The organism is Nocardia sp. GP40 (genome assembly GCF_050434125.1).
Taxonomy (GTDB): domain Bacteria; phylum Actinomycetota; class Actinomycetes; order Mycobacteriales; family Mycobacteriaceae; genus Nocardia; species Nocardia albiluteola.
In genome coordinates this window covers 909011-922078 of the sequence record NZ_JBNPVW010000003.1, presented here as the reverse complement: position 1 = coordinate 922078, position 13068 = coordinate 909011, and the positions used below count along the sequence as shown (strand labels likewise).

The window sequence follows — 13068 nt, the reverse complement described above, 5'->3', positions numbered from 1 at the left end:
TCCCATTCCGAACCCGGAAGCTAAGGCCACCTGCGCCGATGGTACTGCACTCGCCAGGGTGTGGGAGAGTAGGACACCGCCGGAACATCCTTTGCGAGAAGGGGACCCATTCGTGGGTCCCCTTCTCTGCGTTGACAGGGCTTGACAAGCCTGTGCCTCGTGGACGGCGCATTGTCCACACGTGATTGAATCTGAAGGTAGGCGGGTGCGAGAGCCCGCAGGCCACACGCGGGTGCGTGCGCCGCGGCCGGGTATGAGCCAGGGACAGAGAAAGGGACCACCGTGTCGGAGCACAACGACGGTCGCAAGCCCTTCCGCCGCAGCGGGCCCGGCCAGGGTGCGGGCGGCTTCGGCAAGTCGTCGCACGACCGGTCCGGCGGCGATCGCCCGAACGAGGGCCGATCGTATCCTCCCCGCGAGGGGCGCGATCGCCCGCGCGGCGACGCGGAGGGCGGTGGGGAACGCCGATCCGGCGGATTCCGGCGCTCCAACCCCGATCGACCGGGCGCTGATCGCGGCAACTCGGACCGCACCGATTCGTATCGTGGGAGCGGCCAGGACCGCCGTGAATCCGGGGACCGCGACGGAGGGTTCCGGCGCGGCGCCGGCAGCGACGATCGCGGTGGCTTCCGGCGCGGCGGCTCCGAACGGGATGATCGCGGCGGTGGTTTCCGGCGCGGATCGGACCGCCCGGGGCAGGGCGACCGGGGTGGGTTCCGGCGTGATGACCGGCGCGATCAGGGTCGGCCCGGCGGTGACGATCGTGGTGGTTTCCGCCGCGATTCGGATCGTACCGGCGGCGATGACCGCGGTGGCTTCGGTCGCGGTGACGACCGGCGCGGAACGGGCGACCGCGGTGCCGGGCGCGATGATTCGAGGCGCTCGGATCGTCCGGGCGGTTTCCGGCGTGACGACAGTCGACGGGACTCGCCCCGTCAAGGTGATCGCCCGAATTATGACCGAGCGCAGGGGCGCGGCGATCGCCGCGGTACCGAGCGTCCCTACGGCGACGACCGCGGGCGTGCGGAGTCCGGTCGCGGTTCCGATCGCCCCTACAGCGGTGACCGGGACCGTCGCGGCCGACCTTACGGCGATCGCGATCGCGGCGACCGTCCTTATGGGGATCGGGATCGTGGCGACCGTCCTCATGGCAACCGGGATCGTGGCGACCGTCCTCATGGCAACCGGGATCGTGGCGACCGTCCCTATGGCGATCGGGACCGCGGCGACCGCCCCTATGGCGATCGGGATCGTGGCGACCGCCCCTACGGCGACCGCGACCGAGGCGATCGCGACCGTGGTTTTCGTCGCGATGACGCCGATCGCCGGTCAGAGGGCAGGGGCCCCGGGGGCGAGAGCCGCGAGGGCTTTGCCCCGGACCGCCGCCGCGGCGGCGAGGGCGCACAATTTGCCGGTGGACCCCGCGGTGGCGATCGCCGGCCGCCGCGTCCCGAGGAGCCGGCGCTTCCGGACGACGTGCAGCCGACGGATTTGGAACCGAGCGTACGGCGCGACCTGCTCAGCCTGGACAAGGGCAACGCCGAAACCGTTGCACGCCATCTGGTGATGGCGGCGCGTCTGCTCGACGAGGATCCCGAGCTGGCGCTCGAGCACGCCCGCGCGGCGCGGCAGCGGGCCGGCCGGATCGCGGTGGTTCGCGAGACCGCGGGCGTCATCGCTTATCACGCGGGGGAGTGGGCGGAGGCGCTCTCGGAGTTGCGTACCGCGCGCCGGATGTCCGGCGGGCACGGCCTGCTCGCGGTGATGGCCGACTGCGAACGCGGCCTCGGCCGGCCCGAGCGCGCGATCGAACTGGGCCGTAGCGACGAGGCACGCCAGCTCAGCGGCGACGAGGCCACCGAGCTGCGCATCGTCGTCGCGGGCGCCCGGATGGATCTGGGCCAATACGATCAGGCGGTCGTGACCCTGCAGACTCCGGAGCTGGATCCGGCGCGAGTCGGCCCCGCCTCCGCGCGCCTGTTCTACGCCTATGCGGAGGCACTGCTGGCCGCCGACCGCGCCGACGAGGCCCTGACGTGGTTCCTCAACGCGGCCGCGGCCGACGTCGACGGCGACACCGACGCCGAGGAGCGCGCCGACGAGCTGGCCGCCGGAGAATACACCGATGACCTCGACGAGGGCGAGATCGTCCCGGGTGGTGTAGGCCGAGACGACGAGCCGATCCCCGGTGGCGTCGGCCGCGAGGAAACCGACGCGAACGCCGCCGAAACCACCTCCAAGCCGCCCGAGACCGATGGCGAATAGCCTCTGGGGCTACGGCGGCCGGTGTAGCGAGGGCGAGCAGCGCCGCGCCCTGCGGTTCGGTGTCTCGAGAGCGAGTGGCGCCGAGGGGCCGCTCGGCGTGTGGAGGACGGGGGAGGTGCGTCGGGCTGACTTGTCGGGGTGGCTCGCTACTCTGACCGCATGGTCAGTCCGGAGTCGGCGGTGCGCCGTGTGGAGCGGGAGATAGGGAAGCTGCTACGGCAGTATGGGTTCGACGGTTCTGGGAATTCGTGGGTGCGGGTTGAGCCGTCCGGTGTTGCGTCGGTTTGTCGCAGCCGGGCGAGTAGTACCTGGAGTGGTGGTCAGCAGTCGGTCAGCTTCGGGCTGGGGTTTAGCGTCACACCGGTTGAGTGGTGGGAGTTCTCGAACTGGCGGGACGCGAGATTCGATCGTCCGCCGACTCCGCTAGAGCGGGCCGAGGGGCCGCGACTACTGGATCATCAAGGCTTGCCCGCTGAGGCGATGAGGCTGTGGTCCATCGGGATCGATCCGGCGCAGCAGCCGGAGCGGCATGCGCTGCAGGCCGATGTCAATCTCGTCCGGGCGGAGTTGCCGTCGCGGGTGCATACCTATGCGCGGCGCGCGCTACGACTGCTGCAACCGGGGCGATACCTGGAAGAGCTGCTGGCTCAGCCGGGAGACGGCCCGGGCCGGTGGGAGGCGATAGCCGTGCTGCTGTCGGCTCAGGGACCGAGCCCGCAGCTGGACGATGCGTGCGATCGGGCCCAGGCGTCCTTTGCGGCACACGGCGCTACAGAGTACGGGGATCTGGTCGTCACCTACTGCCGGTCTCGGGTGGCCACCGGTTAGGTCCGGCCGCCGTCGCCGATAGCCGGCATCACAGCTGGCAGGCCGTGGCCTGGTGTGTGTCGTCGCCCGGCAGGCTGTCGGGGTGCCCCTGCGGAGAAGGACGGGGACAGTCTGCCCGGCGAGGGAGCGCGAGGGTCGGACCGGTGGATCAGCCCGCGTACTTGTCGACGAACGTCGCCAATGCGTCCAGCTCCCGGAGGCTTTCGGCCTCGGGGATCGTGTCCAGGGTGAGGGTTACGCGTTCCACGCCTGCTTCGGCGTAGGCGTCCAGGACGGCCGGGTTCGGGGTGCCGGTCGTGATGGCGTTGACGGGGAGGCCGGAATCGCGGAATCCGGCGAGCTGGTCCGCGATCGCGGACGGATCGGCCACACTCAGGGGGATCCAGCCGATGCCATGCTTGATCGCCCGCTCGGCCGCCGACGGGCCGCCGCCGAGGAAGATGGGCGGATGGGGGCTCTGGATCGGCTTGGGCCAGGCGTAGATCGGATCGAAATCGATGAATTTGCCGTGGAATTCGGCCTCGTCCTGGGTCCAGATCGCGCGCAGGGCGGCGAGCTGCTCGTCGACCAGCGCGCCGCGGGTGCGCGGATCGGTGCCGTGGTTCTCCATCTCCTCCCGGTTCCAGCCGACGCCGACGCCGAAGACGACGCGACCATTGGACACTCGGTCCAGGGTGGCGACCTCGTTGGCGGTGTGGATCACGTCGCGCTGGATGAGCAGGGTGACGCCGGTGCCGAGGATCAGCCGGTCGGTGACCGACGCGATCGCGGCGAGGGCCACGAACGGGTCGTATGCGCGGTAATACATGCGGGGGAGATCGCCGCCGCCGGGGTACGGAGTCTTGCGGCTCACCGGAATGTGCGAGTGCTCGGCGACGAACAGCGATTCGAATCCGCGCTCCTCGAGCGCGCGCCCCAGCACGGGACCGGAAATTCCCTCGTCGGTCAGAAAGGTGTTGATGCCAATCTTCATATGAGCCGGAACCGAGCGCCAACTTCGAATATTCCACGGCCTGCGGACGGTGGTTACGGGTGCAGGACCTCGAATCCGCACCCAGTAGGCTCGGCCTGTCCGGGCGGCCTCGCCCGGCGGAGGCAGAAGGTGGTGCGGGTGCTGTGAGGCTCCGGGATCGGTTCGAAGCGTTGCTGCTGGATCTGGACGGCACCCTGTACCGCGGGAATGCGGTGATTTCCGGTGCGCCCCAGGCATTGTCGGCGGGCGAGGGTGCGCAGGCGCTGCGGTATGTGACTAATAATGCGAGTCGCTCGGCGGCCGCGGTGGCCGCGCACCTGGCCGACCTAGGGTTCGCGGCTGCGGAGGACGAGGTGGTGACCAGCGCGCAGGCCGCGGCCCATGTGCTGGCGGATCGGCTGGCTCCGGGGGCGACGGTGCTGGTCGTCGGAACCGACGATCTGGCCGGGGAGATCGAGCGGGCAGGGTTGGTTCCGGTGCGCCGGTGGGATACGGCCGCGCCCGCCGCGGTGGTGCAGGGCCATTCGCCGCAGACCGCCTGGCCGGATCTGGCTGAGGCCGCCTACGCGATCCGCGCCGGTGCGTTGTGGGTCGCCGCCAACACCGACGCGACGTTGCCGACCGAGCGGGGCTTGGCCCCCGGCAATGGGTCGATGGTCGCCGCGGTGCGCGCCGCCACCGAGATCGAGCCGATCGTCGCGGGCAAGCCGTACGCGCCGCTGCTCGAGGATGCGCTGACGCGGGCGGGGACCCGTGCGGCCCTGGTCGTCGGCGATCGCCTCGACACCGATATCGACGGCGCCCGCTGCGTGGGGCTGGAATCGCTGTTGGTACTGACCGGCGTAAGCACCCTCGCCGACCTGGCCAAGCAGTCCGAGGATCGGCTCCCGGACTACGTGTCGGACAGTCTCGATGCACTGAATCATCCTGTGGTGCAGGATGATCCGGCGCGGGTGAGCGACGGTGACGTCGCCGATCAGGTGGCCGAGCGGCTTCGCCGCCATCCCGGACGCGCCATCGCGATCGTCTAGCCCCGCCGGCCGCGTTCGTCCCTGATCGCGTGGATCACCACGGCGATCTCGACGTTGATCAGGTCCTTGACGCGGGTGGCGTCCGCGGCGGTGGCGATCGGGGGGTGTTGCCCGTCGATGATGTAGCGGCCGTCGTCCTCGAGGTCCCGCCACTCCAGCCGACGGCGCGTGATGCCCTGCGGACCGAAAGCCGATGCGCCCTGCTCGATTTCGATGATCCCCGTCGAATGCGCCGGCGCGGCGAGGAATTCCTGCGCGCGGCGGGTGGGGGAGTCCTCCAGCTGATTGAAGTCGATCCGAGAGCGTCCGTAGGAGTAGTCTATATCGGGTTCTGTCGCGTGATCCGGTGTGGGCGTAGGGAGTTCGAGGTTACCGCCGCCGCCCCTCGGACATTTGGGCAGTTCGGCGGCGACGACATCGGCCAGTCGCACCGCCTCACACGGTGTGATAGTGAAACCGCCACTGTGCCAGAGTGTTTCGCCCGGCATCTGGCTAATGAGATACCCGTTGTCGCCGCGCCGCACGCCCAGCAGCCGCAGCCAGTTCTCGGGGTCGTCCGCCGGGGCGTTCACGCAACCGTATGTGGCGATGCGCAGGTCCGGCTGGTTGATCGTCTCGAATATCACGTCCATCGCCGAGCCGTGCGCGGACCGTATCCGGTCGCGTGCCGACCGGAGTTCGCGCCGATGGTCGTGCTCGAACATCGTCCTGCTGGTGTAGACCAGCGGAACGGGCAGCGCGTCGTCGTTGGACTCGCGCCACAGCGCGACGAATTCCTGATCGGTCAGAGTCCAGTGAGCGCTCATTCTTTGATCACCGGCACCGATCCGATGACGGGCTGGCCGAGAGCCTCGGCGAGATGCTTCGTCGACTCGAGATACACCGCCGACTTGCGTTCCTTCTCCCTGTCCTGGTTGCCGCGCGCGCCCGCCGCACCTGGCGATCCCACGCCGGAGTTCTGCGCCAGACCGGCGCGAGCAAGTGAACTCTCCTCCGCGGCAGCCTCTTCCGCGGCGGCAGCGCCGGCTCGGGGAAACAGCCTGGATGCCTGGAGAGCGTCCGATTCGAGCTGGGCCGCCTTGCCCAGGGCTCCTGCGGTTCCGCCCAGGCTGCCCGCCCCGCCCATCCCGGCGAGTCCGGGCAGTCCCGAGGCGAGGGCGGCGTCGGCGGCCGCGGCCTTGGCGGCATCCTCGGCGGTTTTCTGCTGGGCCTGTTGCTGCGCACTACCGAGCGCCTGCTGCCCTGCACCGGCCGCCTGCTGGAGTGCCTGTGCGGCCTGTTGCAGGCCGTCCTGTCCGGAATTCTGCCCTGGTGGTGGCACATTCGGATTCGGGGCTCTGTCCTGCAACGAGCGCTTCGAGGCTCCGGGGCCGTTCGGTGATTTGGTGCCCGGTGTGGGGGTATTCGCCCCCGGCGTCGCCGGAGCCGGAGTGGGGTTGGCCGGCGGTGGCGGAGGCGGTGGAGGAGGTGGGTTGTGTGCGGGGTTGGCGAGTCCCTTCGGTGGGGCCAGCCGTGGCATAGCGTTCGCGGCGTCGACGAAGCCTGGGTTGTAGATCGCACCCATCGCCCAGCGCGCGCCGTTCAGGATCTTCAGGTCCCTCTGGTACGTCGCCGAGTCGCTGGGTTTCGCCATGTCGTAGGGGGGCATCCAATAGTGGGTGTTCTCGAGCGTTAATTTCACGTTGTTCCGCAGATTGTCGGCGACGTTTCCCATATCCGCGACGAGCTGCTTTGACTCGGTACGATACTGGTTCATCGCCGCGGTCACTGTCTGCTTTGTTTTCCCTTGCCAGCCGTCGCTCATCATGCCGAGTATCTTGGCTGTGGTATAGCCCGTGATGACGTTTAGCTCATTGGCGGCCCAGTGCCAAGCGCGTGCGGTATTCTCGATGGGAGCGGTGCAGGTCGGAATCTGCTCCCCGAGTTTTTGCAAGATCTCCCAGTCGTAACTGTCGGCAGCCTCGTCGGGGTGCACGCCACGGCCGTCTCGCTGATCCGGCCGAATTGTCGGATCCTGGTCCCAGGGGAGTTCGAGTTTGGTTTCATCGGGTCTTATGCCCTTGTCGCCGATGCCGTCGGTATTACCCCAGGGGTTCGCCGTTGCACCCCTTTTGTTGTCGTACGAATTGGGAATGTATCGAGGTTCATCGTGACCTTCCGCGACACGGACGGATCTCCGAACCAGGGCTCATGCTTATTCATTGCAATCACTCCCCGCAGTGGGACACAGTCTGTGTGCCGCACCCCGCTGCACCGGTCGACGCCGGGGGCTCGGCACTGTGATCTCATGCTCGCGCGTCGTCCGCGACGAGCGGCAGACCTAGATTGCGCTGCCCACGATCATGGCGACCCTTGAAATCGGGGCCAACTCTCTTGTCGCGCAACGAGTGCAGGGCCGAGCCCGGCGAAAGCCGGTGCGACGCTACCGGCCCAGGATCCGCACCACCGCGTGGCCCACCCTGCGCCGCACGATCGCGCTGGTTTCATATGCGGCCGTAGGCAGTTTCAACCACCACGCATCGAGAAAGCGATAGTCGTCGGCCGGGGTCAGCCGCGCAGCCAGGTCGGGACGCTGCAGGTAGAGGTAGCGGCGGGCGCGGGCGGCGTGCATGGGGGAGGACACAATCGATATACGGTCCGCGTGTTCGATCATCGGGATCGTGAATTCGATGTTCTGCCAGGTGCTTTCGGACTCGGTTTCGGTTCGGATGGCCGCGGCGGGTATGCCGAGTACATCCCGCGCGTAAGCGGCCATCACCTCGGCCTCGGCCCATTGGTTACTCACCGGGCCGCCGGTGAAGATCACCGATGTGCCGGGGGGCATCGACCGTTCCGCGATCCGGCAGCGCCACGTCTGCAGGGGATGCGGACTGCCGTCGGCCTTGGCCGGATACCCCAGCACGACAACGGCATGCGTGCCGCCGGGGGGCAAGGGGCCGGGGATCGGGCACGGAAACCGCCGCGACGCCCGCCAATGCAGCCATTCGGACGCGCCGATCAGGACCGACACCGAGACCACCGCCGTGACCGCCGCACGCCAGAGGTTTACACCACCTGTCTGGGTTCGCACCTGGCCCATTGTGCCAAGGATCGGTCGGCTCTCCGAGGATTCGCGGTCGGGCCGGTGGTGCGCGCTCAGTGGGTGAGTTGGGGATTGTCCGGCCGGACCCGGCATTGGAACATCGTCTCCGCGGAGTTGTCCGGATCCATCATGGCCGCTTCGATATCGAGATGCGTGGCCGCGCGGACGACCGTGCCGGTTCCGCAGCCGAGCCAGGTGACGGTGACGCCCTCGGGGGTGCGGTGCTCCGGGACGATCGTGCCCTCGGACGCCCGGTCGGGCGGGGTCACGTGGTAGGTGCGGAGATCGGTGGCGGTGTTGTCGACGCCCGTCACCTCGAAGGCGAAGATCGCGACGCGTTCGCCGTCGGCGGGATGCCCGGACGCCCAAGGGTTGTCGTCGATTCCTCGTGGGTTTCCGATCGTTTTCGCGGTAATGGTTTCGTTCATGTCGCTCCTCGAGCGGGAAAGTGGGCGGCGGTGTCAGTGGGAGCGCTCGATGGTGACTTTCAGGTTCTTCATGATCGGCTGGTCGCTCTGGGTGCTGTAATCGCCGATCGCGCACAGCACATTGAGTTCGGGCATGTACCCGGCGGCACAGCCGCGCGGGATGTCGTAGGGAATTGCCTTGTAGCGCTGCACCGATCGGCGGCTGCCGTCACGGGCGATGCTGGTGATGTCGACCTCGTCGAACAGCTCCAAGCCGCGCTCGCGCATGTCGTGCTCGTTCATGAACACCAGGGTGCGAAGGTTTTTCACGCCGCGGTAGCGGTCGTTGTCGGAATAGATGGTGGTGTTCCACTGGTCGTGGGAGCGCATGGTGGCCAGGGTCAGCGTGCCCGGTGCGGTGGTGAGATCCGGCAGGTCGGCGTCGGAGAATTCGGCCCTGCCGGACGGGGTGAGGAAGATCAGTTCGCGGGCGGGCTGTTTGATCCGGAAGCCGAGCGGCAGGCGCACGCGGCGGTTGAAATCCTCGAAGCCGTCGAGGACTTCGGCCATGGTGTCGCGGATCCGATCGTAGTCCTCGACGTAACGGTCCCAGGGTGTATTGCTGTGCGGCAGAGCGGCTTTGGCAATACCGGCGACGATGGCGGGCTCGGACCGAAGGTGGTGTGAGGCAGGGGATTTCATGCCCTTGGACAGGTGCACCATCGCCATCGAATCCTCGACCGAGGTTTGCTGCAGGCCGCCGCGCTGCTCGTCGCGCTCGGTGCGGCCCAGGCAGGGCAGGATCAGCGCACGGGCGCCGTGCACCAGGTGGCTGCGGTTGAGTTTGGTGCTGACCTGGACGGTCAGTTCGCACCGCCGCAGTGCGTCGAAGGTGTAGGCGGTGTCGGGGGCCGCGAGGGCAAAGTTGCCGCCCATGCCGACGAAGACCCGCACGTCGCCGGCGTGCATGGCCTCGATGGTGGCCACGGTGTCGAGCCCGTGCGCGCGGGGCGGATCGATCCCGCACACCGCGGCGAGCCGGTCCAGGAAGGCCGCGGTCGGGCGGTGGTCGATGCCGCAGGTGCGGTTGCCCTGGACGTTGCTGTGCCCGCGAACTGGGGACGGCCCGGCGCCCTCGCGGCCCAGATTGCCGCGCAACAGCAGCAGATTCACGATCTCGCGGACGGTGTCGACGCCGTGCTCGTGCTGTGTGATGCCCAGGCACCAGCTGATGATCGATCGGTCGGCGTCGCAGTAGATGCGCGCCGCCTTGCGCAGCTGTGCCTCGCTCAGCGCGGACTGCTGCTCGATCTGCGCCCACGGCGTGGCCTCGACCTTCGCGCGGTAGGCCTCGAAGCCGGTGGTGTAGCGCTCGATGAACGCGTGGTCCAGCGCCTTGGGGTCGGTGCGGGACTCCTCGAGCACGGCCTTGGCGATGCCGCGCAGGACCGCGAGGTCGCCGCCGATGCGGGTCTGCAGGTTCAGGGTGCCGACCGGCGTGGATCGGAAGGTCGCCATCCGGGCGAATTCGTGCGGGATGATGGTGCGGCGCGAACCCGCCTCGATCAGCGGGTTGATGTGCACTATCTGCGCGCCCCGCCGGTCGGCCTCGGCCAATGCGGTCAGCATGCGCGGGGCGTTGGAGGCGGCGTTGACGCCCATGATGAACAGCGCGTCCGTGCTCTCCCAATCCTCGAGGTCGCACGTGCCCTTGCCGCTGCCGATCGCGGCCTGCAGCGCGCGGCCGCTGGCCTCGTGACACATGTTGGAGCAGTCGGGCAGATTGTTGGTGCCCAGTTCGCGGGCGAGCAGCTGGTACAGGAAGGTGGCCTCGTTGCCGAGCCGGCCCGAGGTGTAGAACGCCGCCCGGTTCGGGTCGTCGAGCTCGCGCAGCGCCCGGCCGACGAGCTCGAATGCCGTGGACCAGCCGATCGGCACGTAGGTGTCGGTGTCCGGGTCGTAGGTCATCGGCTCGGTGAGCCGCCCCTGGTCCTCGAGATCGTGATCGCTCCAGCCCGACAGCTCGGTGACGGTGTGCGCGGCGAAGAACTCGGCGCCGACGCGCTTGTGGGTCATCTCCCAGGTGACGTGCTTGATCCCGTTCTCGCAGATGTCCAGATGGATGCCCTTGATCGAGTCGGGCCAGGCGCACCCGGGGCAGTCGAACCCGTCGTTCTCGTGATTCATCTTGACGATGGCCAGTGGACCGAGGATCGGCTCTTTCTCCTGGCCGATCATGAACTCGGTGACCGACTTGGCCGCGCCCCACCCGGCCGCGGGATGGTCGTAGGGGTGGAAACTCGGCACCGCCCGCCCATCCTTCGCGCCGCTGGGCCCGGCATCCGCACCCGACCGGTTGGTGAAATCGATGGCCATCACAGTTCCCTTCGACGAAGTGCGAGGACAGGAAGTGCTTGCAGCGGTGGTGTGGTGTGCTCCGGCATGAGCTCGGTGCTAGCGGGCGCTGCCCGAGCGAACGAGCACCCGTCCCGCGTCCACCCGCACCGCCCACCGCGGCTGCGCTTCGGCGGCGGGACCGCGCACGGCGTGGCCGTCGGCGAGCCGGAAGACGCTCTCGTGCCACGGGCAGGCAATGCAGTCGTCGCCGACCAGCTTGCCCTGGTCGAGCGGGCCGCCCGCGTGCACGCAGGTCGCCGACAATCCGTGGATGTCCGGGCCGCGTCGCACGAGCACGACCGGGATGCCGGCGGCGCTCACCCGCAGCGGACCACCTTCTCGGACATCGGATTCCGCGGCGACGTCGGTCCATTCGGATACCGTCGGCTCGAACGCGGTGTGGTCGACGCCGACTCCACGGACGAGGGTGAGGTGCCCGCCCAGATAGGCCGCGCCGAGCGTGAACCCCACCCCGAGCGCGCTGAGCGCGATCCCGCGCCCGCGCCGCCCGCGCCGCCGTGCGATCCACGACACCGCCTGGCAGGTGGTGCCGGCCGCGTTGGCGAGGCCGTGCACGAGCCCGAGCCGCTGCTCGGGGCCGTAGCCGAGCGACCAGTCGTTGGCCCCCGTCATCGCCGTGGGCACCGCGGCGAGAATGCCGATGCCGACCAGTCTGCGGGCCTCGCGCGCGCCGGCCGGACCGGCGGAGGCATCGAGCAGGCATGCCATAGACCAGGCGCCGATCGGCACATCGGTTAACACCGGGTGCAACTTGTGTCCGAGCCAGGTGCCCGCCAGCGCACTCTGCGCCGCGTCGGAGCGCACGGCCTTGCGCACCGCCGCCGCGATCGGGCCGCCGACCCGGTCCAGCACGTCGAGTCCCTCGATGGAGGTGATCAGATTCGGCATCGTCGATTCCTTTCTCGTACCGGCCGATCGGGTGCTCGGATCGTGCGCCGCGGCGCGGGAGGTCGGTGTCAGAGAACGACGACGCGATCCTCACTCACCCAGCCGCCGAGCAGTATTCGTCCTTGCGCGTCGATGCTGGTGACGACGTGGATACCGGCCGTGTCCACGAGGGTCGTCCCGTGCCCGAGCCGTGCGGTCAGCGCGGTCGAGGCGGCCGCGATCAATTCCGATTCCGGTGTCATTCGTTTGATTTCCAGGAGCGTGTCCGACTTTTCGGCGGAGTACGCCCATACGCACTCGGTCCGCTCCGGCAGCTCGTCCGCGGTCACCTTCTCGATCAGCTCGACGTCGTCGATCCGATGGAGTACGGGGTCGCGGCCCGCGGCGGGATCCGTGCTCACCCAGCCGAAGTGCGCGGACTGTGCGACGGTGAATTCCGTGCCCGCGACCAAGATCGCGGTGACCGGGGTGTGCGACGTCGTGAGCCACCATCCCAGGGCCAGGCAACCGGCGGAGCTGCGGTCGAGCGGTCCGTCGGCGGCGAACAACTCCGCCGTTGCCGAACCGTCCCGTGGATCGTCGAAGATCACCAGGCAGTCGACCCCGCAGCGAGCGACCAGGGCCGTGGGATCGGTCTGCGTCACGTCGCGGCGGCGGATCAGGCCGATCGGGATGCCGCCCTGCCCGTCTTCCCCGGCGAACACCCGCAGGATCTCGATTTGCGCGCTGTCCCGTTCCGGAGCCTGCCCGGCGGCGGGTTCGGTGTGTTCGTGTCGGTGCCAATGCATCATGGGTGCGATGGCCTTTCCACAATTGTCCTGCGGTGGCCGGCTGATACGCGCCGTCGGACTGTGTGGCTGGGGCGGCATGTGAATCGCAGGGCCCAGCGGGGTGCGGATCGGGTGATACGGGTCGAGCATGCCATTGATCGGCGCCGCGTGCCGCGCTCTTGATCATAGGAGAACCCGAAGGGTGAGAGGTAGGTCCGATCGCGGCCCGTCGCCGGCCCCCGTCCGATCAGCCCGAATAATCACCACGGCGAATATCGCCCGATCGGTCGCGCCTATCAGGCGGTAGCCGACAGGTCTTGGACAGCGGCGCGGCATCGCCGAATACTGGTATCGAAGAATCCGAAGCCGGTACCCCGGCGTCGGCAGTGGCGCCGGCGTGATTCCG

The 13068-nt window shown here is 68.7% G+C and carries 10 protein-coding genes, 1 rRNA gene and 1 pseudogene; 4 read left to right on the top strand and 8 right to left on the bottom strand.

The window, feature by feature from the left end:
- The 3 genes and pseudogenes from rrf to ABH933_RS13105 all read left to right on the top strand — a co-directional run.
- Positions 1-85 (top strand): 5S ribosomal RNA (gene rrf / locus ABH933_RS13115); the annotation flags it as partial.
- Positions 86-1248: 1163 nt separating this feature from the next.
- Positions 1249-2115 (top strand): annotated as a pseudogene (locus ABH933_RS13110) (hypothetical protein); the annotation flags it as partial.
- A gap of 630 nt (positions 2116-2745) precedes the next feature.
- Complete coding sequence (locus tag ABH933_RS13105) at positions 2746-3093, top strand: hypothetical protein (protein ID WP_429417745.1); 348 nt, start codon at positions 2746-2748, stop codon at positions 3091-3093.
- A gap of 148 nt (positions 3094-3241) precedes the next feature.
- On the opposite strand, the gene ABH933_RS13100 is transcribed toward ABH933_RS13105, so the two are convergent.
- A complete protein-coding gene (locus tag ABH933_RS13100) occupies positions 3242-4066 on the bottom strand; it encodes an LLM class F420-dependent oxidoreductase (protein ID WP_429417743.1) in 825 nt (274 codons plus the stop codon).
- Positions 4067-4209: 143 nt separating this feature from the next.
- On the opposite strand from ABH933_RS13100, the gene ABH933_RS13095 reads away from it, so the two are divergent.
- A complete protein-coding gene (locus ABH933_RS13095) occupies positions 4210-5097 on the top strand; it encodes an HAD-IIA family hydrolase (RefSeq protein WP_429417742.1) in 888 nt (295 codons plus the stop codon).
- On the opposite strand, the gene ABH933_RS13090 is transcribed toward ABH933_RS13095, so the two are convergent.
- The 7 genes from ABH933_RS13090 to ABH933_RS13060 all read right to left on the bottom strand — a co-directional run bounded on the left by ABH933_RS13090 (position 5094) and on the right by ABH933_RS13060 (position 12683).
- The gene (locus ABH933_RS13090; RefSeq protein WP_429417740.1) at positions 5094-5903 is read right to left on the bottom strand and encodes an ESX secretion-associated protein EspG; all 810 of its coding nucleotides are present in this window, start codon (positions 5901-5903) and stop codon (positions 5094-5096) included. The two genes, ABH933_RS13095 and ABH933_RS13090, sit on opposite strands and share 4 nt — an antisense overlap.
- Positions 5900-7072: a hypothetical protein gene (locus ABH933_RS13085; RefSeq protein WP_429417738.1), complete on the bottom strand. Its 1173-nt coding sequence runs from the start codon at positions 7070-7072 to the stop codon at positions 5900-5902. Before ABH933_RS13085 ends, ABH933_RS13090 begins: the two co-directional genes overlap by 4 nt.
- Positions 7073-7519: 447 nt before the next feature.
- Positions 7520-8167 (bottom strand): YdcF family protein, encoded by a 648-nt coding sequence (locus ABH933_RS13080; protein WP_429417736.1) that lies wholly within the window; start codon positions 8165-8167, stop codon positions 7520-7522.
- 65 nt (positions 8168-8232) lie between these two features.
- Positions 8233-8607 (bottom strand): hypothetical protein, encoded by a 375-nt coding sequence (locus ABH933_RS13075; RefSeq protein WP_429417734.1) that lies wholly within the window; start codon positions 8605-8607, stop codon positions 8233-8235.
- A gap of 33 nt (positions 8608-8640) precedes the next feature.
- Positions 8641-10962, bottom strand: coding sequence for an FdhF/YdeP family oxidoreductase (locus tag ABH933_RS13070; protein ID WP_429417732.1), 2322 nt, complete (start codon positions 10960-10962; stop codon positions 8641-8643).
- A 78-nt stretch (positions 10963-11040) separates the two neighbouring features.
- Complete coding sequence (locus ABH933_RS13065; RefSeq protein ID WP_429417730.1) at positions 11041-11892, bottom strand: Rieske 2Fe-2S domain-containing protein; 852 nt, start codon at positions 11890-11892, stop codon at positions 11041-11043.
- A gap of 68 nt (positions 11893-11960) precedes the next feature.
- Positions 11961-12683, bottom strand: a complete 723-nt coding sequence (locus ABH933_RS13060) for a hypothetical protein (protein ID WP_429417728.1) — start codon at positions 12681-12683, stop codon at positions 11961-11963.
- Positions 12684-13068 lie beyond the last annotated feature (385 nt).